At 72.1% G+C, this 24,524-nt stretch carries 25 protein-coding genes; 15 read left to right on the top strand and 10 right to left on the bottom strand.

The annotated features are described in order from the left end of the window. The first annotated feature begins 228 nt into the window (after positions 1-228). The gene (locus tag ACFVAJ_RS00615; RefSeq protein WP_376940865.1) at positions 229-1,692 is read left to right on the top strand and encodes an aspartate ammonia-lyase; all 1,464 of its coding nucleotides are present in this window, start codon (positions 229-231) and stop codon (positions 1,690-1,692) included. A 46-nt stretch (positions 1,693-1,738) separates the two neighbouring features. Here the strand turns inward: ACFVAJ_RS00615 and ACFVAJ_RS00610 are convergent, their stop codons facing one another. From ACFVAJ_RS00610 to ACFVAJ_RS00600, 3 genes are all read right to left on the bottom strand, one after another. After that, positions 1,739-2,614, bottom strand: a complete 876-nt coding sequence (locus ACFVAJ_RS00610; RefSeq protein ID WP_376940864.1) for a fumarylacetoacetate hydrolase family protein — start codon at positions 2,612-2,614, stop codon at positions 1,739-1,741. 173 nt (positions 2,615-2,787) lie between these two features. Next, positions 2,788-3,561 carry an SDR family NAD(P)-dependent oxidoreductase gene (locus ACFVAJ_RS00605; RefSeq protein WP_376940863.1) on the bottom strand — a complete coding sequence of 258 codons (774 nt, stop codon included), beginning with the start codon at positions 3,559-3,561 and terminating at the stop codon, positions 2,788-2,790. Between the two features lie 22 nt (positions 3,562-3,583). After that, entirely contained in the window at positions 3,584-4,432 is an 849-nt protein-coding gene (locus ACFVAJ_RS00600) for a fumarylacetoacetate hydrolase family protein (protein ID WP_376940862.1), read from the bottom strand. A gap of 148 nt (positions 4,433-4,580) precedes the next feature. Here ACFVAJ_RS00600 and ACFVAJ_RS00595 point away from each other — a divergent pair, with 148 nt between their 5' ends. The 7 genes from ACFVAJ_RS00595 to ACFVAJ_RS00565 all read left to right on the top strand — a co-directional run bounded on the left by ACFVAJ_RS00595 (position 4,581) and on the right by ACFVAJ_RS00565 (position 11,923). After that, the gene (locus ACFVAJ_RS00595; RefSeq protein ID WP_376940861.1) at positions 4,581-5,885 is read left to right on the top strand and encodes an L-fuconate dehydratase; all 1,305 of its coding nucleotides are present in this window, start codon (positions 4,581-4,583) and stop codon (positions 5,883-5,885) included. Further along, complete coding sequence (locus ACFVAJ_RS00590; protein ID WP_376940860.1) at positions 5,882-6,856, top strand: aldo/keto reductase; 975 nt, start codon at positions 5,882-5,884, stop codon at positions 6,854-6,856. Before ACFVAJ_RS00595 ends, ACFVAJ_RS00590 begins: the two co-directional genes overlap by 4 nt. After that, complete coding sequence (locus tag ACFVAJ_RS00585) at positions 6,853-7,698, top strand: amidohydrolase family protein (RefSeq protein WP_376940859.1); 846 nt, start codon at positions 6,853-6,855, stop codon at positions 7,696-7,698. Before ACFVAJ_RS00590 ends, ACFVAJ_RS00585 begins: the two co-directional genes overlap by 4 nt. A gap of 111 nt (positions 7,699-7,809) precedes the next feature. Then, complete coding sequence (locus ACFVAJ_RS00580; RefSeq protein WP_376940858.1) at positions 7,810-8,250, top strand: RbsD/FucU family protein; 441 nt, start codon at positions 7,810-7,812, stop codon at positions 8,248-8,250. Next, positions 8,247-9,773 carry a sugar ABC transporter ATP-binding protein gene (locus ACFVAJ_RS00575; RefSeq protein ID WP_376940856.1) on the top strand — a complete coding sequence of 509 codons (1,527 nt, stop codon included), beginning with the start codon at positions 8,247-8,249 and terminating at the stop codon, positions 9,771-9,773. Before ACFVAJ_RS00580 ends, ACFVAJ_RS00575 begins: the two co-directional genes overlap by 4 nt. Further along, positions 9,770-10,819 (top strand): ABC transporter permease, encoded by a 1,050-nt coding sequence (locus ACFVAJ_RS00570; protein ID WP_376940854.1) that lies wholly within the window; start codon positions 9,770-9,772, stop codon positions 10,817-10,819. Before ACFVAJ_RS00575 ends, ACFVAJ_RS00570 begins: the two co-directional genes overlap by 4 nt. 114 nt (positions 10,820-10,933) lie before the next feature. Beyond that, entirely contained in the window at positions 10,934-11,923 is a 990-nt protein-coding gene (locus ACFVAJ_RS00565; RefSeq protein ID WP_376940853.1) for an ABC transporter substrate-binding protein, read from the top strand. An 89-nt stretch (positions 11,924-12,012) separates the two neighbouring features. Here the strand turns inward: ACFVAJ_RS00565 and ACFVAJ_RS00560 are convergent, their stop codons facing one another. Both ACFVAJ_RS00560 and ACFVAJ_RS00555 read right to left on the bottom strand, forming a co-directional pair. Next, on the bottom strand, positions 12,013-12,684 hold the full coding sequence (locus tag ACFVAJ_RS00560) for a FadR/GntR family transcriptional regulator (protein ID WP_376940852.1): 672 nt from the start codon (positions 12,682-12,684) through the stop codon (positions 12,013-12,015). A 31-nt stretch (positions 12,685-12,715) separates the two neighbouring features. Next, positions 12,716-14,278: a DNA-3-methyladenine glycosylase 2 family protein gene (locus ACFVAJ_RS00555; RefSeq protein WP_376940851.1), complete on the bottom strand. Its 1,563-nt coding sequence runs from the start codon at positions 14,276-14,278 to the stop codon at positions 12,716-12,718. A 74-nt stretch (positions 14,279-14,352) separates the two neighbouring features. Here ACFVAJ_RS00555 and ACFVAJ_RS00550 point away from each other — a divergent pair, with 74 nt between their 5' ends. The 4 genes from ACFVAJ_RS00550 (at position 14,353) to ACFVAJ_RS00535 (ending at position 18,262) form a co-directional block, all read left to right on the top strand. Then, positions 14,353-15,756: an FAD-binding oxidoreductase gene (locus ACFVAJ_RS00550; RefSeq protein WP_376940850.1), complete on the top strand. Its 1,404-nt coding sequence runs from the start codon at positions 14,353-14,355 to the stop codon at positions 15,754-15,756. Between the two features lie 9 nt (positions 15,757-15,765). Next, the gene (locus ACFVAJ_RS00545; protein WP_376940849.1) at positions 15,766-16,941 is read left to right on the top strand and encodes a PrsW family intramembrane metalloprotease; all 1,176 of its coding nucleotides are present in this window, start codon (positions 15,766-15,768) and stop codon (positions 16,939-16,941) included. A 180-nt stretch (positions 16,942-17,121) separates the two neighbouring features. Then, positions 17,122-17,493, top strand: coding sequence for an FKBP-type peptidyl-prolyl cis-trans isomerase (locus ACFVAJ_RS00540; RefSeq protein WP_157422654.1), 372 nt, complete (start codon positions 17,122-17,124; stop codon positions 17,491-17,493). 73 nt (positions 17,494-17,566) lie between these two features. Continuing rightward, positions 17,567-18,262 (top strand): lysoplasmalogenase, encoded by a 696-nt coding sequence (locus ACFVAJ_RS00535; protein WP_376940848.1) that lies wholly within the window; start codon positions 17,567-17,569, stop codon positions 18,260-18,262. On the opposite strand, the gene ACFVAJ_RS00530 is transcribed toward ACFVAJ_RS00535, so the two are convergent. Together ACFVAJ_RS00530 and ACFVAJ_RS00525 are read right to left on the bottom strand one after the other, a co-directional pair. Then, positions 18,162-18,473, bottom strand: a complete 312-nt coding sequence (locus tag ACFVAJ_RS00530; protein WP_376940847.1) for a protealysin inhibitor emfourin — start codon at positions 18,471-18,473, stop codon at positions 18,162-18,164. The two genes, ACFVAJ_RS00535 and ACFVAJ_RS00530, sit on opposite strands and share 101 nt — an antisense overlap. 11 nt (positions 18,474-18,484) lie before the next feature. Continuing rightward, complete coding sequence (locus tag ACFVAJ_RS00525) at positions 18,485-19,573, bottom strand: M4 family metallopeptidase (protein WP_376940846.1); 1,089 nt, start codon at positions 19,571-19,573, stop codon at positions 18,485-18,487. A 96-nt stretch (positions 19,574-19,669) separates the two neighbouring features. On the opposite strand from ACFVAJ_RS00525, the gene ACFVAJ_RS00520 reads away from it, so the two are divergent. Together ACFVAJ_RS00520 and ACFVAJ_RS00515 are read left to right on the top strand one after the other, a co-directional pair. After that, positions 19,670-20,560: a hypothetical protein gene (locus ACFVAJ_RS00520; protein WP_376940844.1), complete on the top strand. Its 891-nt coding sequence runs from the start codon at positions 19,670-19,672 to the stop codon at positions 20,558-20,560. An 82-nt stretch (positions 20,561-20,642) separates the two neighbouring features. After that, positions 20,643-21,455, top strand: a complete 813-nt coding sequence (locus ACFVAJ_RS00515; protein ID WP_376942436.1) for a CPBP family intramembrane glutamic endopeptidase — start codon at positions 20,643-20,645, stop codon at positions 21,453-21,455. 17 nt (positions 21,456-21,472) lie between these two features. On the opposite strand, the gene ACFVAJ_RS00510 is transcribed toward ACFVAJ_RS00515, so the two are convergent. From ACFVAJ_RS00510 to ACFVAJ_RS00500, 3 genes are all read right to left on the bottom strand, one after another. Continuing rightward, the gene (locus ACFVAJ_RS00510) at positions 21,473-22,387 is read right to left on the bottom strand and encodes a hypothetical protein (protein WP_376940843.1); all 915 of its coding nucleotides are present in this window, start codon (positions 22,385-22,387) and stop codon (positions 21,473-21,475) included. Positions 22,388-22,490: 103 nt separating this feature from the next. Continuing rightward, the gene (locus ACFVAJ_RS00505; protein ID WP_376940842.1) at positions 22,491-22,868 is read right to left on the bottom strand and encodes a DUF488 domain-containing protein; all 378 of its coding nucleotides are present in this window, start codon (positions 22,866-22,868) and stop codon (positions 22,491-22,493) included. A gap of 117 nt (positions 22,869-22,985) precedes the next feature. Continuing rightward, complete coding sequence (locus ACFVAJ_RS00500; protein WP_376940841.1) at positions 22,986-23,747, bottom strand: SDR family NAD(P)-dependent oxidoreductase; 762 nt, start codon at positions 23,745-23,747, stop codon at positions 22,986-22,988. A 130-nt stretch (positions 23,748-23,877) separates the two neighbouring features. On the opposite strand from ACFVAJ_RS00500, the gene ACFVAJ_RS00495 reads away from it, so the two are divergent. Beyond that, positions 23,878-24,507, top strand: coding sequence for a TetR family transcriptional regulator (locus tag ACFVAJ_RS00495; protein WP_376940840.1), 630 nt, complete (start codon positions 23,878-23,880; stop codon positions 24,505-24,507). Positions 24,508-24,524: the final 17 nt, after the last annotated feature.

Genomic DNA, 24,524 nt, shown 5'->3' with positions numbered 1-24,524 from the left:
CGGCCGCGGTCGCCCGGCCCGTCGATCGTCGGCGTCCCCGTCCGCGCAGTGCGTCCTGCGCGGACGCACGGTCAGGACGTCCCGGCCGCGCCGCGGGCATGCCCGACCTCGTCCCGCGGGATAGGCTCGAAGCGACGACCGCGCGGCGATCCCGCGCGAATGAGGCGATGGGGCCGGTTCCGGAGCGTCCGAACGACGACGCGCCGCACGGCTCCCTGGAGGAACGACATGCAGGTGCCCGAGACCACCCCGGCGACCCGGACCGAGACCGACTCACTCGGCTCGGTCGAGGTGCCCGCCGACGCCTACTGGGGCGTGCACACGAAGCGGGCGCTCGAGAACTTCCCGATCTCGAAGCGACCCATCTCGGTCTACCCCGAGCTCGTGGTCGCCCTCGCCTCGGTGAAGCAGGCCGCCGCGCGGGCGAACCGAGACGTCGGGGTGCTCGCACCGAAGAAGGCGGCGTGGATCGACGAGGCCTGCCAGCGCATCATCGACGGCGAGCTCCACGAGCAGTTCGTCGTCGGCGTGATCCAGGGCGGCGCGGGCACCTCGACGAACATGAACGCGAACGAGGTCATCGCGAACCTCTCGCTCGAGATCGCCGGGTACCCCAAGGGCCGCTACGACGTCATCCACCCGATCGACGACGTGAACCGCAGCCAGTCGACGAACGACACCTACCCGACCGCGGTGAAGGTCGCGATGGCGTTCTCGCTGCGCACCATGCTGGTGGAGCTCGACCAGCTCCGCATCGCGTTCAGCCGCAAGGGCCGCGAGTTCCACGAGGTGCTGAAGGTGGGGCGCACCCAGCTGCAGGACGCCGTGCCGATGACCCTCGGCCAGGAATTCCACGGCTACGCGACGACGCTCGGCGAGGACATCGACCGGCTGCGCGAGACGATCAAGCTGCTCGGCGAGGTCAACCTCGGGGCGACGGCGATCGGCACCGGCATCACGGCCGATCCCGGTTACGCGGCATCCGTCGTCGAGCACCTGAGCGCCATCACCGAGCTGCGCCTCGAGACCGCGCCCGACCTCATCGAGGCGACGAGCGACACGGGCGTGTTCATGACCTTCTCGAGCGCGCTCAAGCGCAGCGCGATCAAGCTCTCGAAGATCTGCAACGACCTTCGCCTGCTCTCCTCGGGTCCGCAGGCGGGCCTCGGCGAGATCAACCTGCCGCCGATGCAGGCGGGCTCGTCGATCATGCCCGGCAAGGTGAACCCCGTGATCCCCGAGGCCGTCAGCCAGGTCGCCTACGCGGTCGCCGGCGCCGACGTCACGGTCATGATGGCCGCCGAGAGCGGCCAGCTGCAGCTCAACGCCTTCGAGCCGGTCATCGCGCACTCGCTGCTGCAGTCGATCACGTGGATGCGCCAGGCCTGCTGGACCCTGCGCGTCAACTGCGTCGACGGCATCACCGCGAACACCGACAGGCTCGAGCAGATGGTCGCGTCGAGCGTCGGCGTGATCACCGCGCTCATCCCGTTCATCGGCTACACCGAGGCTGCGAAGCTCGCGAAGCTGGCGCTCGCGACAGGCCGTCCGGTCGCCGACCTCGTCGTCGAGGCGGGGCTGATGAGCCGCGACGAGGTCATGGCGCAGCTGCAGCCCTCGAAGCTGTCGGGCATCCGGCCGATCACGACCGTGATCCCGGTGCAGCAGCTGCACTCCGAACCGCACGAGTAGGGCGGATGCCTCGGGGTGCCGCCGCTCGCGGCGCCCCGGGGCGGGCTCAGATCACGCGGCAGTGCGTGGTGAGCGAGCCGATGCCCTCGATGGTGACGGTGACGGTGGAGCCGTCGCGGAGGAAGACCTGCGGGTTGCGCGAGTAGCCGGCGCCGCCGGGGCTGCCCGTCGAGATGAGGGTGCCGGCGGGCACGGTCGCCGAGCGCGACAGGTACTCGATGATGTCGGCGACGCTGCGCACCATCTCGTTCGTCGACGCATCCTGGAGGATGCGGCCGTCGAGGTTGGTGGTGAGCCAGAGATCCTGCGGGTCGGGGATCTCGTCGGCGGTGACGACGACGGGGCCCGTCGGGGTGAAGCCGTCGAACGACTTGCAGCGCGACCACTGCGCCTCGCTGAACTGGATGTCGCGTGCGGTGATGTCGTTGACGACGGTGTAGCCCCACACGTAGTCGAGGGCGTCGCGGGCGTGCACGCCGCGGGCGGGCTTGCCGATGATGACCCCGAGTTCGGCCTCGTAGTCGACCTGCGTGGCGAGGTCGCCCGGCCAGGTCGTGGTGGCGCCGTGCGCCGTGAGCGAGTTCGGCCAGAGCGAGAAGATCGTCATCGCCGTCTCGGAGCGGAGCTTCAGCTCGGAGGCGTGCGCGGCGTAGTTCGCACCGATCGCGATGACCTGTGCGGGGCGGAGCACCGCGGAGGAGTGCCGGAGTTCGGAGACCGGGGAGAGTTCGGCGCCGGCGGCGAGCCCCCGGTCGACGGCCTCGCGCACCGCGGCAAGGCCCTCGGGGCCCTGCTCGATGAGGTCCTGGAGGTCGCGCGGCGCGACGGGCATGATCTCGTCGAGGAACAGTGCAGCCTCTGCGACCACCACTGCGAGTCGAGGGGTCGATTGGCCTTCGGCTCTCAGGTGCGCGAACTTCACCTGTCTAGGCTATCGGGCGCATCCGACCCGGCTCTGTGCGGCATGTACAACGAATGCGTTCGCATACGCCGTGGTGTCGACAACCCGGTGCGGTGGGCCGACTACGCCCGGCCCCGGCTGACGGCGCACACCCGCGCGGCCGGCGGGATGCCCCGGCCGGCCGCGCGCGGCGGTCACTGCGCCGGGCGCAGCCGCAACTCCTGCATGCCGCCGTCGACTGCGAGCGAGACGCCCGTCGTCGAGCCGGAGGCCGGGCTCGCGAGGTAGGCGACCGCGCCGGCGACCTCGTCGGGATCGACGAGGCGGCCGTGCGGCTGGCGCGCCTCGAGCGCGGCGCGCTCGGCGACGGGGTCGTCGGCCGAGTCGAGCAGCCGTCCGACCCAGGGCGTGTCGGCGGTGCCCGGGTTCACGGCGTTCACGCGGATGCGCTCGCGCAGGTGGTCGGCCGCCATGGCACGGGTCAGGGCCGAGATCGCGCCCTTGCTCGCGCTGTAGAGCGCCCGCTGGGGCAGGCCCGCGGTCGCGGCGATCGAGGAGGTGTTCACGATCGCCGCGGCGGGGGAGACCCGCAGGTGGGGCAGTGCCGCGCGCGCCACGCGCACGGTGCCGAGCACGTTGACGTCGAGCACGCGACGCCACTCCTCGTCGTCGTTGGCCGTGACGTCGCCCTGGGCGCCGATGCCGGCGTTGTTCACGACGATGTCGAGCCGGCCGAACTCCGCGACGACCCGGTCGACGCCGGCGCGAACGCTCGCGTCGTCGGCGATGTCGACCGCCACCGCCAGGTCGGCGTGCTGGGCGGCGTCGGGCGCGAGGTCGAAGACGGCGACGCGTGCGCCGCCGCGGCGGAGCCGGGCGGCGATCGCGGCGCCGATGCCCGACGCGCCGCCCGTGACGACGGCGACGAGGCCGTCGAACTCGGCGGTCCTGGTGTGGTCCTGGCTCATGGTGTTCCTCTCGCTCGTGCGTTCAGGCATCGACGTAGCGCTGGCGCTGGCGGCCGAGCCCGTCGATCTCGATCTCGACGACGTCGCCCGCGCCGAGGTAGGGGAAGCGCCCCGAGAGGGCGACACCCTCGGGCGTGCCCGTGAGCACGAGGTCGCCGGGATCGAGGGCGAGGTACTGGCTCAGCTGCCACACGATCGTGTCGATGCCGAAGATGAGGTCGGCGGTGCGCGAGTCCTGCCGGGGGTCGCCGTTGACGAAGCTGCGCAGCCGCACGTCGTCGGCGTCGAGCTCGTCGGGTGTCGCGAGCCAGGGTCCGGTCGGGCAGAAGCCCGGTGCGCTCTTGCCCTTCGACCACTGGCCGCCCGAGACGGCGAGCTGCCAGTCGCGCTCCGAGAGGTCGTTGGCGGTGACGAAGCCGGCGATGTGCGCACGGGCGTCGGCGGGGGAGTCGAGCGCGCTCGCGCGGCGGCCGATCACGATGCCGAGCTCGACCTCCCAGTCGGTCTTCGTGCTGCCGCGGGGGATCGCCACATCGTCGTTCGGACCGACGACCGTGTTCGGCGACTTCATGAACATCACGAGGTGCTCGGGCGGCGCGGAGCCGGACTCCGCGGCGTGCGCGGCGTAGTTCATGCCGATGCAGTACACGGCGCCGGGACGCGCGATGGGGGCGCCGATGCGCAGTTCCGCGCTGCCCGGCAGCTCGGGGAGGGTGCCGGCTTCGAGGGCTGCTTGCACCTGCTCACGTCCGTCGCCGCCGAGGAACGCCGCGTCGATGTCGCGGGTCACGCCCCGGAGGTCGAGTGCGCGGCCGTCGTCGAGGAGTACGGGGATCTCGGAGCCGGGGTCGCCGAGCCGGGCGAATCTCATCGCTGGTCCTTCCGCTCGCGGCACTGCGTGAACATCGGAAGTATCCACTGGGGGCAGGCCGGATTTACGGAGATTCTTGCACATCTGTCGGAGGTTGACAGCCGAGACATCCGATGTTTATGCTCATCACGCCCCACGAAAGGACGTCATGAGCACGATCGTCAGCGTTGATACCCGGGACATCCGATTCCCGACCTCCCTCGAACTCGACGGGTCGGATGCGATGAACCCCGACCCCGACTACTCGGCCGCGTACCTCGTGATCCGCACGGACGCCGCCGACGAGCTCGCCGGGCACGCCTTCGTGTTCACCATCGGCCGGGGCAACGACGTGCAGGTCGCCGCACTCGACGCACTCCGCGGGCACCTCCTCGGCCGCGACGTCGAGGAGCTCCTCGACGACATGGGTGCGACGTGGCGCCTGCTCGCGCACGACTCGCAGCTGCGCTGGCTCGGCCCCGAGAAGGGCGTCATGCACATGGCGATCGGCGCGGCGCTGAACGCCCTGTGGGACCTCAAGGCCAAGCGCGCCGGGCTGCCCCTCTGGCAGCTGCTCGCGGGCCTCAGCCCCGAGGAGCTCGTCTCGCTCGTCGACTTCCGCTACATCTCCGACGCCGTGACGCCGGCAGAGGCGCTCGAGCTCTTCCGCGCCGCCGAGCCGGGTCGCGCCGAGCGCACCGCGAAGCTGCTCGAGGTCGGCTACCCCGCCTACACGACGACGCCGGGCTGGCTCGGCTACTCCGATGAGAAGCTCGAACGCCTCTGCCGCGAGGCCGTGGCCGACGGCTACCCGCAGATCAAGCTCAAGGTCGGCGCCTCGCTCGACGACGACGTGCGCCGGCTCGGCATCGCCCGCGCAGCCGTCGGGGCCGGCTTCCCGATCGCGATCGACGCGAACCAGCGCTGGGGCGTCGACGAGGCGATCGACTGGGTGCGCGCGCTCGCCGGGTTCGACCTCGCCTGGATCGAGGAGCCCACGAGCCCCGACGACATCCTCGGCCACGCGTCGATCGCCCGCGGCGTCGCGCCCGTGCGCGTCGCGACGGGTGAGCACGTGCAGAATCGCATCGTGTTCAAGCAGCTCCTGCAGGCCGGCGGGATGGCGGTCATGCAGATCGACGCCGCGCGCGTCGGCGGCGTCAACGAGAACCTCGCCAACCTGCTGCTGGCGGCCAAGTACGGCGTGCCCGTCTGCCCCCACGCGGGCGGCGTCGGCCTCTGCGAAGCGGTGCAGCACCTCTCGATGTTCGACTTCGTCGCCCTGTCGGGCACGATGGACGGACGCATGATCGAGTTCGTCGACCACCTCCATGAGCACTTCGTCACCCCGGCCGTCGTCGAGCGCGGCCGCTACCTCACGCCGACCGCGCCCGGCGCGGGCACCGAGATGCACGAGGCCTCGATCGAGCGCTACACCTGGCGCGGCGCGCACGTGACCGAGGTGCCGGCGTGAGTGCCGCCGCTCGCGCCGTCGGGTCGGCCGAACTCGGCCGGCTCGGCTTCGGCGCCGCATCCATCGGCAATCTCTACCGCGAGGTCGGCGACGCCAACGCCGAGGCGGCACTCGAGGCGGCGTGGGCCGGAGGCATCCGCTACTACGACACCGCGCCCCACTACGGGCTCGGGCTCTCCGAGCGACGCCTGGGCGAGTTCCTCCGCAGCCGTCCCCGCGAGGAGTACCTCGTGTCGACCAAGGTGGGCCGGGTCCTCGAGCCGAACCCCGACTACTCGGGCGGCGACGACCTCGCCTTCGAGTACGCCGTGCCGAACCGCCTGGTGCGCCGCTTCGACCCGAGCGAGGCCGGCGTGCGCCGGAGCCTCGAGGACTCGCTCGACCGGCTCGGACTCGATCGTGTCGACATCGCCTACCTCCACGACCCCGACGTGTACGACCTCGACCGGGGCCTCGCCGAGGGCCTCCCCGCGCTCGCGAAGCTGCGCGACGAGGGCGTCGTCGGCGCCATCGGCATCGGCGCGAACAGCGCGGATGCCGCGGCGCGCGCCGTCCGCGAGGGCGACCTCGACCTCGTCATGATCGCGGGCCGCTACACCCTCCTCGAGCAGCCGGCGCTCGACGAGCTGCTGCCGTTGTGCGAGGAGCGTGGCGTCGGCGTCGTCGCGGTCGGCGTCTTCAACTCGGGCCTGCTCGCGACCGCCTCGCCCGACGCGGGGGCGCGCTACGACTACACGGCGGTCCCGGCCGACGTGCTCGCCCGCGCCCGGCGCCTCGCCGAGGCCTGCGCGGCCGAGGGCGTCGAACTGCCGGTCGCCGCGATCCAGTACCCGCTGCGCCACCCCGCGGTGCGTTCGGTCGTCGTGGGCTCGGCGCGCGCGACGAGCGTCGAGCAGAATCTCGCCCGCATGGCCGAGCCCCTGCCCGAGGCGTTCTGGACGAGGCTCGCCGAACAGGGGCTCCTCCCGTGACCGGCCGGCCCCGCACGATCGACGCGCACCTGCATCTCTGGGACCGCGCGGTGAGCGAGTACGGGTGGATCACGCCGGGGCTCGGTCCGCTGTACGCCGACTTCGGGCCCGACGAGGCGCGCGCCGAACTCGACGCGGCCGGCATCGACGGGGCGATCCTCGTGCAGGCCGAGGACTCCGCGACCGACACCCGGTTCATGCTCGACGTCGCCGCCAGCAACGACTGGGTGCTGGGCGTCGTCGGCTGGGTGCCGCTCGACGACACCCGATCGGCGTTCGCCGCGCTCGACGCGCTCGCGGGCGAACGCCGCCTCCGCGGCATCCGCCACCTCGTGCACGACGATCCGCGCGACGAGTTCCTCGAGCTGCCGGCGGTACGCGCGTCGCTCGCCGAGGTCGCCGCCCGGGGCCTCGCGTTCGACGTCCCCGATGCCTGGCCGCGTCATCTCGGCGCTGCTCGGCGGCTCGCCGAGGCGCTGCCCGAGCTGACGGTCGTGATCGACCACCTCGCCAAGCCGCCCGTCGGCGGCGGCGACTTCGCGGCGTGGGAGCGCGAGTTCACCGCGGTCGCCGCACTGCCGAACACGGTCGTGAAGTTCTCGGGGCTCCACCTGCCCGGCGTCCCGTTCGGACCCGCCACGGTGCGCCCGCTCTGGGAGCTGACGATCGAGCGATTCACGCCGGATCGGGTGATGTACGGTGGCGACTGGCCGATGACGGTGCCGCACGGGGGCTATCAGCCCACCTGGCGCGTCATGCGCGAGTGCCTCGACGATCTCGACCCCGCCGAGCGCGACGCGGTACTCGGCGGCACCGCGGAGCGGGTGTATCGCCTTGAATAATCAGATGTATCGGCGCACATTCCGCCAGAACCGTCACCATCGCGCCTGACAAGGGCTGAAACATCGGATGAGTAGTACACTCATTCACATCTCAAGGAAGAGAGGCACCACGTGCTCACCGGCATCCACCCGATACTCCACGGCGAACTGCTCGCCGCGCTCGATCGGCTCGGGCACGGCGACGAACTCGTCGTCGCCGATGCGAACTTCCCGGCGCACCGGTTCGGGGCGACCGTGATCGAGCTTCCGGGCCTCGCCGCCGCGAGCATCGTCGAGGCCATCCGCACCGTCGTGCCCGCCGACCTCTACGAAGGCGCCTCGGTGCTGCTCATGACCGCCGAGGGCGGCGAGCGGCCGCCCGTCCAGCACGAGCTCGTCGCCGCGTCCGCAGTGCCGGCAGATCGGGTCGAGGAGCTCGAGCGGTTCGCGTTCTACGACCGCGCGAGCGGCGCCCGGCTGATCGTCAGGAGCGGGGAGCTGCGCCCCTACGGCAACGTGATCCTCCGCAAGGGCGTCGTGAGCGCCTCCGAGTCCCGCGAGGCGGCCCAGTGACCGCCGGCACCCCGGCGCTCCTCCAGGTCGAGGGCGTCAGCAAGGGATTCCCGGGCGTCCAGGCGCTCGACGACGTGCAGCTCGAGCTGCGCCACGGCGAGGTGCTCGCGCTCGTCGGTGAGAACGGCGCCGGCAAGTCGACGCTCATGAAGCTGCTGGCCGGCATCTACACGCCCGACGCGGGCACCTTCCGGCTCAACGGGAGCGAGCTGTCGATCGAGGGGCCGCGCCACGCGCAGGAGCTCGGCATCTCGATCATCCACCAGGAGTTCAACCTGATGCCCGACCTCACGGTCGCGCAGAACATCTTCATCGGCCGCGAACATCGCCAGGCCGGCCTGTTCCTCGACGACCGGGCGCTCAACCGTCGGGCGCAGGAGCTCTTCGACCGCCTCGGCCTCGCGCTCGACCCGGCCGAGCGCGTCGAGCAGCTGACGGTCGCCCGACAGCAGATGGTCGAGATCGCGAAGGCGCTGTCCTTCGACGCCAAGGTGCTGATCATGGACGAACCGACGGCCGCGCTGAACGACGCCGAGGTCGACGTGCTGTTCGAGCTGATCGAGCGGTTCCGCACCCCCGAGACCGGCGTCATCTACATCTCCCACCGCATGGAGGAGCTCGCCCGCATCTCCGACCGCATCAGCGTGCTGCGCGACGGCCGGTACGTCGGCACCCGGGTCACCGCCGAGACCGCACCGAGCGAGATCATCTCGCTCATGGTCGGCCGCGAGATCTCGGGCGAGCAGCGCCCCGCCCCGCGGCAGCCCGCGGGCGAGCCGGTGCTCTCGGTCCGAGGCCTCACGACCCGGCACCTGCTGCGCGACGTGAGCTTCGACGTCCACCCCGGCGAGATCCTCGGCTTCGCCGGTCTCATGGGCGCCGGCCGCACCGAGGTCGCCCGCGCGATCGTCGGCGCCGACCGGCGCGAGTCGGGCGAGGTGCTCGTGCGCGGGCGCGCCGTCTCGATCTCGAGCCCCGCCGAGGCGGCCGCGCTCGGCATCGGCTACCTCTCCGAGGACCGCAAGCAGCTCGGCGTGCTGCTCGAGCGAAGCGTGCGCGAGAACATCGTGCTCTCCTCCCTGCGCGACTACGCCTCCCGAGCCGGGTTCGTGCGCGACGGGCGCATCGAGGCGACGGGCCGCGAGTACGTCGAGAAGCTCCGCATCAAGACGCCCTCGACGGCGCAGCTCGTGCGCAACCTCTCCGGCGGCAACCAGCAGAAGGTCGTCATCGCGAAGTGGCTCGTGAAGGACTGCGACGTCCTCATCTTCGACGAGCCGACCCGCGGCATCGACGTCGGCGCGAAGGAGGAGATCTACGCGCTCCTCCGTCGGCTCGCCGACGAGGGCAAGGCGATCGTCATGATCTCGTCCGAACTGCCCGAGGTGCTGCGACTCTCCGACCGCATCGCCGTCATGGCCGAGGGGCGGCTCACCGCCGTGCTCGACAACGCCGAGGCCACCCAGGAGAACCTCATGGACTACGCAACCCGATTCTCAAGCGAAGGAACGATCGCACGATGAGCCCGACCACGACGAAGCCGGAATCCGGCAGCCCCGACGCCGCGACGACGCCGTCGACGAGCGCCTACGCCGCGATCGAGGCCGGCAAGCCCCGCTTCGCCTGGCTGCGCGGATCGCTGCAGCAGTTGCTCGCCTTCGCGAGCCTCATCGTCATCGTGGCGGTGTTCTCGTTCGCGAGCCCCCACTTCTTCACCGCGAACAACCTCGTCTCCATCCTGACGGCGGCGACCGTGACCGGCATCCTCGCACTCGGCACCACCTTCGTGATCATCACGGGCGGCATCGACCTCTCGATCGGCACGGGCATGGTGCTCTGCGGGGTCATGGCGGGCGTCTTCCTCACCTACCTGGGCTGGCCGCTCTGGCTCGGGGTGACCGCGACGATCCTCTTCGGCGCGCTCATCGGCCTCATCAACGGGGTGAACGTCTCGGTGCTCGGCATCCCGCCGTTCATCGCCACCCTGGGCATGATGCTGATCGCCGCGGGCCTCTCGCTCGTGATCTCGGGCACGAAGCCGATCTATTTCACCGAGACGCCCGACTTCCAGTCGATCATGAACCTCTCGATCATCCCCGGCATGCGGTTCCCGCTCGGGGTGGCGATCTTCATCGTCATGATCATCGTCGCCGCCGTGCTGCTCTCGAAGACGATCCTCGGCCGCTACACCTTCTCGATCGGCTCGAACGAGGCGGCCACCGCGCTCTCCGGCGTGAACGTCCGTCGCTGGAAGATCACGATCTACACCCTCGCCGGGCTCTTCGTCGGCCTCGCGGGCGTGCTCAGCGCCTCCCGGCTCTCGTCGGCCCAGCCGACCGGCGGCATGGGCCTCGAACTCGAGGCGATCGCCGCGGTCGTGATCGGCGGCACCTCGCTCCAGGGCGGCAAGGGCTCGATCGTGGGCACCGTCATCGGCGCGCTCATCATGGCCGTGCTCACGAACGGCCTGCGCATCATCTCGGTCCCGCAGGAGTGGCAGTCCGTCGCGGTCGGCGTCGTCATCCTGGTCGCCGTCTACCTCGACATGCTCCGGCGCCGCCGCGGCTGAGCGGGGTTCCGGCGCGGCATCCGCACCCCCTCTGCACCGACCCAGCACCACATCGACCCAGCACCACCCCGTCCCCAACCAGTACCACCGCACCAACAACACCAAGGAGTGAGCATGTTCAAGAAGCGCACGATGGGCGCCGTCGTCGGCGCCGTCGCCGCCGCCCTCATCCTCGCCGGCTGCGCCAGCGACGGCGGAGACCAGGGCTCGGGCGGCGACGCGAGCGGCGACAAGCCGTACGTCGCACTCGTCTCGAAGGGATTCCAGCACCAGTTCTGGCAGGCCGTGAAGACGGGCGCCGAGCAGGCGGCCGAGGAGTTCGACGTCGAGATCACCTTCGAGGGCCCCGACACCGAGGCCGACGTCGACCAGCAGATCCAGATGCTGCAGACCGCGCTCGACAAGAGCCCGGCCGCGATCGGCTTCGCCGCGCTCGACAGCCAGGCCGCGGGCCCGCTGCTGCAGCAGGCGAAGGACGCGAACATCCCGGTGATCGCGTTCGACTCCGGCGTCGACAGCGACATCCCGCTGACCACCGCGGCGACCGACAACCTCGCCGCGGCCGCCGAGGCCGCGAAGCACATGGCCGACGCCGTCGGCCACGAGGGCAAGGTCGCCCTCGTCGTGCACGACCAGACCTCGGTGACCGGCCAGCAGCGTCGCGACGGCTTCGTCGACTACATGGAGGAGAACGAGCCGAACATCGAGATCGTCGACATCCAGTACGGCGGCGGCGACCAGGCGAAGTCGGCCGACCTCGCGAAGGCGATCATCGCGGCGCACCCCGACCTCAAGGGCATCTACGGCTCGAACGAGGGCTCGGCGATCGGCGTCGTGCAGGCCGTCAAGGAGCTCGGCATCGATGCCTCGACGCTCGCCGTCGTCGGCTTCGACTCGGGCAAGGCCCAGATGGACGCGATCCGCGACGGACTCATGACCGGCGCGATCACGCAGAACCCGATCGGCATCGGCTACGAGACGGTCAAGGCCGCGGTCGAGGCGATCGACGGCAAGGAGCTGCCGAAGACGATCGACACCGGCTTCTACTGGTACGACGCGACGAACATCGACGACGAGGAGATCCAGGCCGTCCTCTACGAGTGACGGTCGGATGACTCGGGGGCGTCGGCTTCGGCCGGCGCCCCTTCGTCGTGCCCGTCCGGCGGCACCACGGGCGGGGTGCGCTCAGCGGTTCAGAGCGCCGAACGGAGCCACTGCTCGACGCCGCTGACGTGCACGACGGTGAGCGCCGACGCGAGCTCGGCGTCGCCTGCGGCGATCGCGTCGAGGATGGCGTGATGCTCCTGGAGGGTGCGTTCGACGGCACTCTCCTGGGTGATGCCGCGCCAGATGCGCGCACGCACCGTGTGGCTCGAGAGCGAGTCGATGAGGCTCGCGAGGTACCCGTTGCCGGTGGCGTCCGCGATGCCGCGGTGGAATTCGAGGTCGTGGTCGACGAGGCTCTCGACGTCGGCGGCGTGGTCGACGCCCGCGACCGACTCGCGGAGGCGTTCGAGCTCGGCCTCGCCCGCGTGGCGCGCCGCGAGCGACGCGGCGGCCGGCTCGAGGATGCGGCGGACGGCGAAGATCTCGAGGATCGAGTGGTCGTCGTGCAGGTCGACGACGAACGACATCGCCTCGAGCAGCAGTCTCGGCTCGAGACTCGTGACGTAGGTGCCGTCGCCGCGTCGCACGTCGAGCACTCGGATGACCTCGAGCGCCTTCACCGCCTCGCGCAGCGAGGAGCGCGAGAGGCCGAGCCGCTCGCTCAGCTCCTTCTCGGGCGGGAGCCGGTCGCCCGGCGCCAGTTCGCCCGAGAGGATCATCTCTTTGATGCGCAGGATCGCTTCGTCGGTGACGGCCATGCCCGCATCGTATCGCGCCGAGGCGGAGACATCAGATCTCTGCGGCGGCGGCGCGCCACAGGTGCATCGACGCGTAGCTGCGCCACGGCGCCCACCGTGCGCCGAGCTCGTCGAGTGCCGGCGCGGTGGCGGGCAGGCCGAGTCGCCCCGCGCCCGCTCGCAGCGCGAGATCGCTCGTGAGCAGCACGTCGGGGGCGCGGGTGACCCGCATGGCGACGTAGCCGGCCGTCCACGGGCCGATGCCGGGGATGAGGACGAGCTCGCGCGCCAGTTCGCCGCGATCGCGATCGGCCGAGACGACGAGCTCGCCCGAGGCGAGACGCTCGGCGACGTCGACGATGGTGCGGATGCGGGCGGCCGGGCCGCGAAGCACCTCGCCGCCGCGGGCGGCGATCGCGGCGGCGGTCGGGAACAGTCGCACGAGCCGGTCGGCGCGGCGCTCGCGGCCGGCCACGTCGCCGACGGCCGGCGCATCGCCGCCAGGCTCGCCGCTGATCGTCAGCGGTTCGCCGAGGTCGGCTGCGAGGCGGGTGAGCGCGGTGCGCGCCGCCTTCACCGAGATCTGCTGGCCGATGAGCGCCCGGAACACCAGTTCGTGGGGGTCGAGGGCGCCCGGCACGCGGATGCCCGGGGTCGCCGCGACCGAGGCGGCGAGCGCAGGGTCGGCGGCGAGCATCTCGTCGATCGCGACCGCGTCGGCGTCGAGGTCGAACAGCCGCCGCACGCGGGCGACGAGCGGCGGCAGGTCGGCGAGGGTCGTGAGCCGGGCCTCGACCTCGATCGCGGGGGAGCGGACGTCGTTGCTCGGCGAGAACGCGACGACGGCGGGACCGGCCGGCAGACGCAGCGTGCGGGCGTAGTGCTCGGGGCCGGCCGACTCGACGCCGTCGACCGCGCGGGCCGCGAGCCAACCGAAGACGCCCGATGCGTCGAACGGGGCGCGGGCGGGAAGGCGCAGGCGCACCACCCCGTCGCCGGCGCGTTCGCGCCGCTCGCCGAGGCGCGCCGCGGCGCGGAGCTCGAGGGGGCTTCGCTCGTACACCTCGCGGATGGTGTCGTTGAACTGGCGGATGCTGCCGAAGCCAGAGGCGAACGCGACGTCGGCCGCGGGCATCGACGTCGAGGTGAGCAGCGCGCGCGCGGTCTGGGCGCGGTGGGCCCTGGCGAGCGCGAGCGGACCCGCGCCGAGCTCGGCGGTGAGCACGCGGGTGAGGTGCCGGGTCGTGTAGCCGAGGTGGGCCGCGAGGCCCGGCACGCCCTCGCGCTCGACGACGCCGTCGGCGATGAGCCGCATCGCACGGGCGGCGAGGTCGTCGCGCAGGTCCCACTCGGGGGAGCCGGGCACCGCGTCGGGCAGGCATCGCTTGCAGGCGCGAAGGCCCGCCTCGTGCGCGGCGGCGGCGGTGAGGTAGAAGCTCACGTTCTGCGCCTTCGGCGAGACGGCGGGGCAGCTCGGGCGGCAGTAGATGCCGGTCGAATGGACCCCCGTGATGAACTGGCCGTCGAACCGGGCGTCGCGCGCCCGCATGGCCCGATAGCGTTCGGCGAAGACGGGGTCGGCGAGCGGATCGGTGCGGAGGGCTTCGGCGGGCATGACCCCAGCCTCGCACGCCCCGCCGACATCGACTGGCGGAAATCGGACTCGGCCCGCGTGGCTAGGGTGGAGGGATGTCGCACGTCGTCGCCCAGCTGCAAGAAGCCCTCGGGGCATCCGTCTCACTCGACCCCGACACCCTCGAGGCGACCCGCGAAGACCGCTCGGGGTGGCGGAGCGCCACGCCCCCGCTCGCGGTGGTGCACGCCGCATCGGTCGACGAGGTGCAGCAGGTCATGCGGATCGCGCACGCGAGCGGCACCCCCGTCGTGCCCCGCGGCGCGGGCACGGGCCTCGCGGGCGGGGCGATCGCGAGCCCGGGCGCGATCGTGCTCGACCTCTCGCGCATGGACCGCATCCTCGAGATCTCCGAGGCCGACGAGCTCGCGGTCGTCGAGCCCGGCGTCGTGAACGGCGACCTCAACGACGCGCTCGAGCCGCTCGGCCTCTGGTTCGCGCCAGACCCCGCCAGCCGGGCGATCGCCTCGGTCGGCGGCAACATCGCGACGAACGCCGGCGGCCTCCTCTGCGCGAAGTACGGCGTGACCCGCGAGGCCGTGCTCGGCGTCGCGGTCGTGCTCGCCGACGGCCGGCTCATCCGCCTGGGCCACCGCACGGTCAAGGGGGTGACCGGCTACGACCTCACGGCGCTCTTCACCGGCTCCGAGGGCACGCTCGGCATCATCGTCGAGGCGACCGTGCGCGTGCGCCCGATCACGTCGGGCACCACCGTCACCGTCGCGGCCGCCTTCGCCGACGTGACCGCCGCCGCCGCCGCGTGCGCCGCCGTCACCGCCGACCGTATCCGGCCCGCCATCCTCGAGCTCATGGACGCCGGCGTCGTCGCCCGGGTCGCCGCGTTCCTCGGCGACGAGGCGCTCGCCGGCACGCCGCTCGAGCAGGTGCTGCCCGGCGAGACGTTCCTCATCGCGCAGACCGACGACGCCGGCGCCGCCGCCGAGGCTGCGCGCGTCGCCGAGCTCTTCGCCGAGGCCGGGGGCCGGGTCACCCTCTCGACCGATGCGGCGACCGGCGAGCGCCTCCTCGACCTCCGGCGGGCGATGCACCCGGCGCTCGCCGCGAGCGGGCAGGTGCTCATCGAGGACGTGGCGGTGCCGCGCTCGAAGCTGCCCGAGATGTTCCGCGCCATCGACGAGATCGCGGCCCGGCACGGCGTCGAGATCCCGACGATCGCCCACGCGGGCGACGGCAACCTGCACCCGAACTTCGTGTTCACGGGCGACGAGGTGCCCGCGCACATCTGGCAGGCCGCCGACGAGATGTTCCGCGCAGCGGTCGCCCTCGGGGGCACGCTCACGGGCGAGCACGGCGTCGGGGTGCTCAAGCGGCGTTGGCTCGCCGAGGAGCTCGGCGACGACGTCTTCGAGCTGCAGCGCGGCGTCAAGGCGGTCTTCGACCCGACGGGCATCCTGAACCCGGGGGTCATGTTCGAGGCATCCGCGCCGACCGCTCGCTAGGCTGCACGCGTGAGCCACCTCGCCCCTGGGCCGTCCCCGTACCCCGTCGCGCCGCAGCCCGTCGCCGCGGCGCCCGCGTGGGCCGAGCCGGTGCGGGGCCGCAGCGGCAGCGGCAGCGTGTTCGCGATCATCGGCATCGTGATCGGCGGGCTCGTCGGCCTCCTCGTGGTCGCGTACCTCGCGCTCGCGCTCGGCGCCTCGGTGCTCGCGATCGGCTCGCTGCTCGCCCTCGTGCCGCTCGCCGGTGTCCTGCTCGCGGTGCGGTGGGTCGACCGCTGGGAGCCCGAGCCGCGCGGTGCGCTCTGGTTCGCCTTCCTCTGGGGCGCCGCGGTCTCCGTCGCGATCGCGCTCATCGTCGACCTCGGCGTCGAGCTCGCGGTGGCCTACGCGCAACCGGGCGGCGCGGCCGACGAGGTCGTGCGCACCGTCGTGCAGGCCCCCATCGTCGAGGAGCTCGCGAAGGGCCTCGGCGTGCTGCTCGTCTTCGCCTTCGCCCGCTGGCAGTTCGACGGCCCGCTCGACGGCCTCGTGTACGCGGCGGTGGTCGCGGCCGGCTTCGCCTTCACCGAGAACATCATCTACTTCGGATCGGCCCTCATCGAGGGCGGCGCCGAGAGCCTCGGCGCGACCTTCGTGGTGCGCGGCATCTTCTCGCCCTTCGCGCACGTGCTGTTCACCGCGTGCGCCGGCCTCTGCATCGGCATCGGCGCTCGGCGCGGCGGGGGAGCGGGGGTCATCGGCTGGTTCTTCCTCGGGCTGGCGGGTGCGATCGCCCTGCACGCCCTCTGGAACGGCTCGCTCGCGTTCGGCGACGACGCGATCGGGCTCTACGTCACCGTGCAGGTGCCGATCTTCGTCGCGGCCGTCCTCCTCACCCTGTACCTCCGCCGTCAGGAGGTGCGGGTCACCCGTCGTCGACTGGCCGAGTACGCGGGCGTCGGCTGGTTCAGCCACGCCGAGGTCGAGCTCCTCGCGACCCCGGCGGGTCGTCGGCAGGCGAAGGCGTGGGCGCGTGCGCAGACGCCGCCGCGCACCACGACGATGAAGCGGCTCATCGCGGATGCCACGCACCTCGCCTTCGCCCGCCAGCGCATCGCGACGGGGCAGGGCGGAGCGGTCGCGGCGGCCGACGAGCAGGCGCTGCTGGCCTCGATCGTGGCCGGACGGCAGGCGCTGCTGCGCTGATCGCGGCCGGTCGGCGCCGGCACGAAGAAACTCGCCGCCCTGTGGTGTGGCACTGCCGACATCTCTACGGGGCGACGAGTTCTCGGATTCCAGAGTGCAACGTGTTCGCAGTCAGCGCAAGAGGGGGGTGGACGGTTGTCCGCGATTGCGAGGGCGCCGCGAACCTGTTTGGCTTGACGCATGACCGATACGAACAGCAAGCCCGAGATCGACGCCCCCGAGGGCCCGGCTCCCGCAGACCTCATCATCGAGGACATCGTCGTGGGCGACGGCGCCGAGGCGACCGCCGGCTCGACGGTCGACGTGCACTACCTCGGCGTCGAGTACGACAGCGGCGAGGAGTTCGACTCCTCGTGGGGTCGCGGCCAGTCCATCAACTTCCCGCTCGCGGCGCTCATCTCCGGTTGGCAGGAGGGCATCCCCGGCATGAAGGTCGGCGGCCGTCGCAAGCTCACCGTCCCCCCGCACAAGGCCTACGGCCCCGCGGGCGGCGGGCACCAGCTCTCGGGCAAGACCCTGATCTTCGTGATCGACCTGCTCGGCGTCAGCTGACCCACCCCGATTCACCGGAGGCCGGTGGGCGCGAGCCTGCCGGCCTCCGTCGTGCGTGGGCTACGATTCGGGGGTGCTGCCCGCCTTCGCCCCCTACCTCCTGGTCTCCGCGCTCCACCTCGTGCTGCAGTACGTCGGCCCGGCCTGGAGCGTGACGGCGACGAAGTCGCTGCTGATGCCGCTCCTCGCCCTCGCGGTCCTCATCCTCGTGCCCCGGTTGCGCGCTGCGGCCCCGCTCCTCCTCCTCGGCGGCATCGCCTTCTCGTGGGGCGGCGACGTCCTCCTCACCTTCCCCGGCGACGGGTGGTTCGCGGCCGGGCTGGCGTCGTTCCTCCTCGCGCACGTCGTCTACATCGTGCTGTTCCTGCGGCTGCCGCGGGCGCGCCGCCGTCCGCCGGCCTGGTCGACCGTCTACTGGGCGTGGGTGGTCGTCATGCTCGTCGTGCTGCTGCCGCACGCCGGCATGCTTGCGGTGCCGATCGTGCTCTACGCGGTCGCGATCGGCCTGATGGCGACGACCGCGTCGATGCAGGGCGGATGGGTCACCCTCGGCGGTGCGTTCTTCGTCGTCTCCGACTCGGTGCTCGCGCTCGGCCGGTTCCTGCCGGGGTACGAGTTCGCCGCGCACGACTTCGTGGTGATGTCGACCTACCTCGCCGCGCAGGGCCTCATCGCGTGGGGGGTCGTCGCGAGGCTCCGTACGGATCGCTCCGCTTCGGATCCGTCGTCTCCTGCACTCGATCGACGAGCTGACGCCACGGCCCGGTGAGCTGCCGCTCCGCGAGGGTCGCCTCGTTCGGTTCGCAGCGGATCCGGTAGACGAACCGGTCGGGCTCGGGCGGCACCGGCATGGGCTCGTCCCAGGGGATCTCGTCGATGAGGATGTACCACTCGTCGGGGTCGGGTTGCTCGTCGACCCGCACCTCCCAGGTGAGGCGCGTGCCGGCGAGGCCGCCGCTGCGCTGCACGATGACATCCATCGTGCTGGATGCTACTCCGCTGCGCCGCCCTCCGCCTGTGCGTCGAGCACGCCGACGCTCTGCCACCCGTGCAGCACGGCGCGGGCCTCGCGCGAACCGACGCCGAACCGAGACTCGGCGCTCCGCACGGTCTCGGCCGCGAACTCGGCGAAGGTGGCGTCGCGGCCGAGCCGCCCCGAGGTGAGCGTGTCGTACCAGATGCGCCCCACGTGCTCCCAGGCGAAGCCGTCGAGCTCGCGGGCGGCGAGGGCGAAGGCCCGGTTCGGGATGCCGGAGTTCAGGTGCACGCCGCCGTTGTCGTCGTCGGTGTCGATGTAGTCGCGCATGTGCGCGGGCTGCGGGTCGCGGCCGAGCACGTCGTCGTCGTAGGCCGTGCCGGGCTCGAGCATGGAGCGAAGCGCCCGCCCCTCGACCTCCTCGGTGAAGATGCCCTCGCCGATGAGCCAGGTGGCGGCGCCCGCGTCCTGGCCGAGCGCGTACTGCTCGACGAGCGCGCCGAACGCGTCGGAGACGTGCTCGTTGAGCGCGCCGGACTGCCCCTGGTAGCGCAGCCCGGCGGTGTGCTCGGTGACGCCGTGGGCGAGTTCGTGGCCGATGACGCTCAGCGAGTCGGTGAAGCCGCGGAACACCTCGCCGTCGCCGTCGCCGAAGACCATGCGCTCGCCGTCCCAGAAGGCGTTGTCGTAGTGGCGGCCGAAGTGCACGGTCGCCTCGAGCGGCATGCCGGAGCCGTCGATCGAGTCGCGGCCGAAGACCCGGTCGAAGAGCCGGTGGGTGTCGCCGAGGCCGTCGTACGCGTCGTCGACCGAGGCGTCGCCGGTCGCGGGCTCGCCCTCGCGGCGCACGAGGCGCCCCGGCAGCGTCTCGCGGCCCCCGGCGTCGGAGATGCGGCGGTCGGGCATCGACGGGGCGTCGGGCAGCACCGCGGGCAGGTCGTCCTCGTCGTGCAGCGGCGGCATGACCGGCGGTGCGCCGCGGAGCGCTCGACGGGGCGCGTCGTGCAGCAGCGAGCGCCGGGCCGCGTCGGCGGCGAGCGGGAAGCGATCGGCGCCCGCGTCGGCGATGCGATCGAGCAGGTAGGGAGGGACGATCTGTCGCATGCCTCATGGTGGCATCCGCCGCCGACAACGTCGAGGTCCTGCTCGCGCGCCCGGAGGACCGGGAGCGCGCCCGGTCCGCCCGGATAGGCTGTTCGCGTGACCGCCGTTCCCTTCCTCGCGCTCCTGCTCGACGTCGACGGACCCATCGCGAGCCCGGTCACCCGGTCGATCGCGATCCCGTCGATCGCCCGCGATCTCGCGATGCTCGCGAACGCCGGCAACCCGGTGATCTTCAACACGGGCCGCTCCGACGCGTTCATCGCCGCCGAGGTCGTGCCGCCGCTCCTCGCGGCGGCGCTCGAGCCCGGCGCGCCGGTCTGGGCGATCTGCGAGAAGGGGGCGGTCTGGGCCGAGATCGGCGTTGGCGGACTCGGCGAGGTGTTCGTCGACCTCGACCTCGCGATGCCCGCCGACTTCGCCGCCGACATGCGCGCCTACGTCGAGTCGCACTTCGACGAGTTCGCGTTCTTCGACGACACGAAGCGGGCCATGGTCTCCGTCGAGCAGCACGTGCACGTGGCATCCGACGCGTACCTCGAGGCGCAGCCTCGATTCGACGCCCACGCGCACGAATCGCTCACCGCGCGGGGGTTCGGCACCGTGCGCGAGGGCGATGAGCGGCCCGATGACACGGGGCGCGTGCACTGGCGCATCGATCCGACGATCATCTCGACCGACGTCGAGTCGGTCAGGCTCGGCAAGGACCTCGGCGCGGCGCGGGCCGTCGAACTGCTCGAGGCACGGGGCATCCGCCCGCAGCACTGGCGCACGATGGGCGACTCGCGCGGCGACTACCGCATGGCCGACTGGCTGCACGAGCGCGGCGAGCGGGTGCGCCACGTCGACGTGCGGCCGGCCGAGGGCATCCCGGCGACCGGGTACCCGGTGCTCACCGCGGGTGAGCTGATCCACGACGAGGCCGGCGCGCTGTTCCTCGCGCGCTGGGTGCGGGCCGCCCGCCTCGGCGAACTCGGCGACGACGAGTAGGCCCCGAATGCCGGTGCCGCGAATGGACGACGGTCACGCGCCCGGCGCGGGCGCCGAGGCATCCCTCGAACCGTCGACGCCGATGACGCACCCGATCGCGCTCCTGCCGGCGCTCCTCGTCTGCGGGGCCGCGGTGGCCCTCTTCGGATTCATGGTGCCGGTCGTCGGCTACTCGATGCTCGCGGCGGGGCTCGTCGCGGCCTGGCTCTGCGACCGATCGGGGCGCACCGAGCGCCTCCTCGCCGACCTCGCGCTCATCGCCGTGGGGCAGGTCATCATCTCGACGGTCTCGCTGAGGGCCGACCTCAGCGACGCCGGCATGCTGCGCTTCGCGGTCGTGCTGGGGCTCGCCGTGCTGGTGCCCTTCCTCATCTCGCGGTTCCTGTACCGCGAGCGCACGATCCGCTTCCCGTGGCGCACAGGCCGGCGGTGGAACCGCACGCAGTGGCTCTACCTGATCTTCGTGACGCTCGCGGGCTGGCTCATCCTGCCCTTCTACTTCATCAGCTCGGGCGCCTACCTGAACTGGCCGACGGTCACCGAGCCAGACACGATCGCGCGCCTGTTCGTCGGCGTCGCCGCCGTCGGCACCTGGGACGAGCTGTTCTTCATCTGCACGGTGTTCGTGCTGCTGCGCCGGCACTTCCCGAGCTGGCAGGCGAACCTCCTGCAGTCGATCGTGTTCGTGTCGTTCCTCTGGGAGCTCGGCTACCAGTCGTGGGGTCCGCTGCTGACGATCCCGTTCGCGCTCATCCAGGGCTACACCTTCAAGCTCACGAAGTCGCTCGGCTACGTCTTCACCGTGCACATGCTCTTCGACGCGGTCGTGTTCGCCGTCATCGTGTACGCGCACACGGGGTGGCCCGCGATCTTCCCCTTCGCGCCGCAGCCGTAGGGTCTCGATGCGCTTCGCTACTCGACCGACGGTGCGGGGTCGACCGACGGTGCGGGGTCGACCGACATGGTCCACCGGTCGCCGTCGGCGTACTCGACGGTGACCACGCACTCGCGGTCGGGCAGGTCGAAGGCGTCGCGCTCGGTGTCCCATTCCGAGCGCCCGTTCGTCTCGCAGTCGGCCGTGATCGTCGGCGGGTACGTGCCGTCGACGTCGATCCGCGCGGTCGCGGCCGGGCCGCTCCAGCGGTAGACCGCGTCGAAGTCGCCGTGCACGGTGCCGGTGAGCTCGGGCGCGGCCTCGAGCGGCTCGATCTGCAACGTCCAGTCGCCGTCGGTCTCGATGCCGAGGAGCAGCTTCGTCCCGGCCAGCCATTCGGGTCCGAGCAGCACGCCCTCGTAGTCGCGGCCCGTCGCCGACCAGGTGTAGGCGACGGACGAGAGGTAGTCGCCGTCCGTCGAGAAGGCGTCGAGCTCGAGGGCGTCGCCGTCGTGGGCGAGGGTTGCGATCCAACGCTGCTCGGGCTCGGGGAGCTCGATCGCGAGGACCGCGTCGCCGTGGCCCGAACGCTCCTCGCCGAGCTCGATCGGCGATGCCGAGTCGACCGCGTGCTCGTCGAGCGGGTCGTCGTAGCTCGGCTCGCGGGGTTGCGTCGCGGCGGCCCACGCCATCCCGCCGATGACGACGGTGCCCGCGACGGCGAGGATGCCGGCGGCGAGGAGCCCGGGGCGGGAGCGGCGGCGGTGCGGCGGCGCAGCGGCGTGCGCCGGAGCGACCGGGGCGGCCGCTTCGTGCAGCGGCGGGATGCCGTTCGGTGCGGCCACCGGTTCGTCGAGCGGCTCGGGAGCGGCGGGCCCGTACGGCGAGACGAAGGCGGATGCCGACGCGGGCTCGCCGGGCGCCTCGGTCGTGCGGTCGTCGTCAGGGTTCACGGCGGCCTCTCGCTGCTCGGGTCGCGGCACCTCGCCGCCCCGTCAGCCTACGAGGCGAACGGGCGGCGGGGGCGCCGTGACATCCCGCCCGACCTCGACCGGGTCAGTCGGTCGCGACGGATGCCCCGTGCTCGCCGAGCCACGCGAGCAGCACGGCGGCGTGGTTGGTGTGCTCGTCGCGGGCGCCGTAGAGGAGCGTCACGTGCTCGTGCTCCCGCCCCAGCGCGAGGAGCGCCTCGGCGGCCGGGCTCTCGTCGAGCTCGGCGCGGTAGCGCTCGGCGAAGTGTTCGAAGTCGCCGAGCCGGTCGGCGGCATGATGCCACTCGGTGCGCAGCTCGGGGGACGGGGCGACGTCCTTGTCCCACAGGTCGAGCTCGGCGCGCTCCTTGCTCACGCCCCGCGGCCACAAGCGGTCGACGAGCACCCGGAACCCGTCGCCCGGCTCGGCGGGCTCGTATACGCGCTTGATGACGAAGACCATGGCTCCAGTCTCGCGGGCGACGGGCGATGAGACAACGGATGCCCCGTGCGCGGGGAACTCGCACGGGGCATCCGTTCTGAGGCGGCGACGTTCAGGTCGCCGTCGTGACGGCGACGGTCAGATCGCCGACCACCCGCCGTCCGAGGCGAGCACGACGCCCGAGACGTTCGCCGAGTCGTCGGAGAGCAGCCAGGTGATGGCCGCGGCGAGCTGCTCGGGCTCGGCGGGCACGAGCGCGAGGGCGCCGAGCACCGGGCCGAGCACCTTGCCTGCGTGCTCCGACTTGAAGGGCGCCTCGATGTTCGTCTTCACGCCGCCGGGGGCGACGGCGTTCACGCGGATGCCCGAGCCCGAGTACATGACCGAGGTGTTCTTCGTGAAGCCGACGACGGCGTGCTTCGAGGTCGTGTAGGCCGCACCGGCCGAGGCGCCGCGGAGGCCCGCCTCGCTCGTGACGTTGACGATCGAGCCCGAGCCCTGCTCGAGCATCTTCGGCAGCACGGCGCGCGTGAGGCGCATGACGGCGGTGACGTTGACGTTCATGACCCGCTCCCAGGTGGCGTCGTCGACCTCGGCGGCCGGCAGGAACGCGTCCATGATGCCGGCGACGTTCGCGAGCACGTCGACCTTCTCGCCCGCGGCGGCGACGAGCGCCTGCACGTTCTCCTCGACGGTGATGTCGCCCGCGACCGCCACGATGTCGAGCTCGGGGTGCTCGGCGACGAGGGCGTCGAGCCGCTCCTTCGAGACGTCGGCGGCGATGACGCGCGCGCCCTCGGCGGCGAGCCGCACGGTGGTCGCGAGGCCGATGCCCGAGCCGGCGCCGGTCACGATCGCGGTCTTGCCGTCGAAGCGTCCGGGGGTGATGACGGTGTTCATTGCTGCTCCTCAGGGGGATGAGTGCGGCGTCGTGGCGTACGCGGCGTCGCGGTGTTTCGCCGGCCGGTTTTCGACCGTTGCACCAGTTATAACACTCGGTGCCATAAAATGTTCCCATGAGAATGGCAGCATGACCACGGATGCCCCGGCCGCGCCCGGCGCCGCCCGCGCGCCGCGCGGGCGGCCGGTCGAGGTCGACCCCGACCAGCTCGCGGCGATCGCGCTCGCGCTCTTCGACGAGCGCGGCTTCGACGAGGTGACGATGGCCGAGGTCGCCGAGGCCGCCGGGGTGAGCCGCCGCACGTTGTTCCGCTACTACCCGTCGAAGCCCGACCTCGTCTGGGGCGGATTCGAGGAGGCCACCGCGCGGTTCGAGGCCTCGCTCGTCGCGGCCCGGAGCCGCGCGGGCTCCTCGGCCTCGGCCTCGGCCGCGACCCCGACGCCGATCGCCGAGCTGCACCGCGCGTATGTCGCCATGGCCGAGTTCCCGCCCGAACTCCTGGGCGTGACCCGGCAGCGGCTGCGCATCATCGACGCGCACCCCGCGGTGCTCGCGCACGGGCTCGCGAAGTTCGGCGCCGTGCACGAGCTGCTCGAGCCCCACCTCGGCGAACCGGGGTCGCTCCGGGCGCACCTCCTCGCCGACCTCTACGTGACGACCGGCTTCAGCGCGATGCGCTGGTGGGCGCGGAGCGGCACGGGCACGCCGGCCGAGGCGGTCGACGCGGCGCTCTCGCTGCTCGAGGGGGAGTTCGAGTGAGGGGTGATGTTCAGCCG

This window comes from Agromyces sp. NPDC057679 (assembly GCF_042799635.1).
In the GTDB taxonomy this organism is placed as follows: domain Bacteria; phylum Actinomycetota; class Actinomycetes; order Actinomycetales; family Microbacteriaceae; genus Agromyces.
This window is presented reverse-complemented; position numbering and strand designations above follow the sequence as displayed.

Coding starts and splice junctions, on each gene's coding strand:
- ACFVAJ_RS00615 (WP_376940865.1), top strand. CDS start 229: ATGCAGGTGCCCGAGACCACCCCGGCGACCCGGACCGAGACCGACTCA.
- ACFVAJ_RS00605 (WP_376940863.1), bottom strand. CDS start 3,561: ATGAGCCAGGACCACACCAGGACCGCCGAGTTCGACGGCCTCGTCGCC.
- ACFVAJ_RS00600 (WP_376940862.1), bottom strand. CDS start 4,432: ATGAGATTCGCCCGGCTCGGCGACCCCGGCTCCGAGATCCCCGTACTC.
- ACFVAJ_RS00595 (WP_376940861.1), top strand. CDS start 4,581: ATGAGCACGATCGTCAGCGTTGATACCCGGGACATCCGATTCCCGACC.
- ACFVAJ_RS00570 (WP_376940854.1), top strand. CDS start 9,770: ATGAGCCCGACCACGACGAAGCCGGAATCCGGCAGCCCCGACGCCGCG.
- ACFVAJ_RS00565 (WP_376940853.1), top strand. CDS start 10,934: ATGTTCAAGAAGCGCACGATGGGCGCCGTCGTCGGCGCCGTCGCCGCC.
- ACFVAJ_RS00560 (WP_376940852.1), bottom strand. CDS start 12,684: ATGGCCGTCACCGACGAAGCGATCCTGCGCATCAAAGAGATGATCCTC.
- ACFVAJ_RS00555 (WP_376940851.1), bottom strand. CDS start 14,278: ATGCCCGCCGAAGCCCTCCGCACCGATCCGCTCGCCGACCCCGTCTTC.
- ACFVAJ_RS00550 (WP_376940850.1), top strand. CDS start 14,353: ATGTCGCACGTCGTCGCCCAGCTGCAAGAAGCCCTCGGGGCATCCGTC.
- ACFVAJ_RS00540 (WP_157422654.1), top strand. CDS start 17,122: ATGACCGATACGAACAGCAAGCCCGAGATCGACGCCCCCGAGGGCCCG.
- ACFVAJ_RS00530 (WP_376940847.1), bottom strand. CDS start 18,473: ATGGATGTCATCGTGCAGCGCAGCGGCGGCCTCGCCGGCACGCGCCTC.
- ACFVAJ_RS00525 (WP_376940846.1), bottom strand. CDS start 19,573: ATGCGACAGATCGTCCCTCCCTACCTGCTCGATCGCATCGCCGACGCG.
- ACFVAJ_RS00515 (WP_376942436.1), top strand. CDS start 20,643: ATGACGCACCCGATCGCGCTCCTGCCGGCGCTCCTCGTCTGCGGGGCC.
- ACFVAJ_RS00505 (WP_376940842.1), bottom strand. CDS start 22,868: ATGGTCTTCGTCATCAAGCGCGTATACGAGCCCGCCGAGCCGGGCGAC.
- ACFVAJ_RS00500 (WP_376940841.1), bottom strand. CDS start 23,747: ATGAACACCGTCATCACCCCCGGACGCTTCGACGGCAAGACCGCGATC.
- ACFVAJ_RS00495 (WP_376940840.1), top strand. CDS start 23,878: ATGACCACGGATGCCCCGGCCGCGCCCGGCGCCGCCCGCGCGCCGCGC.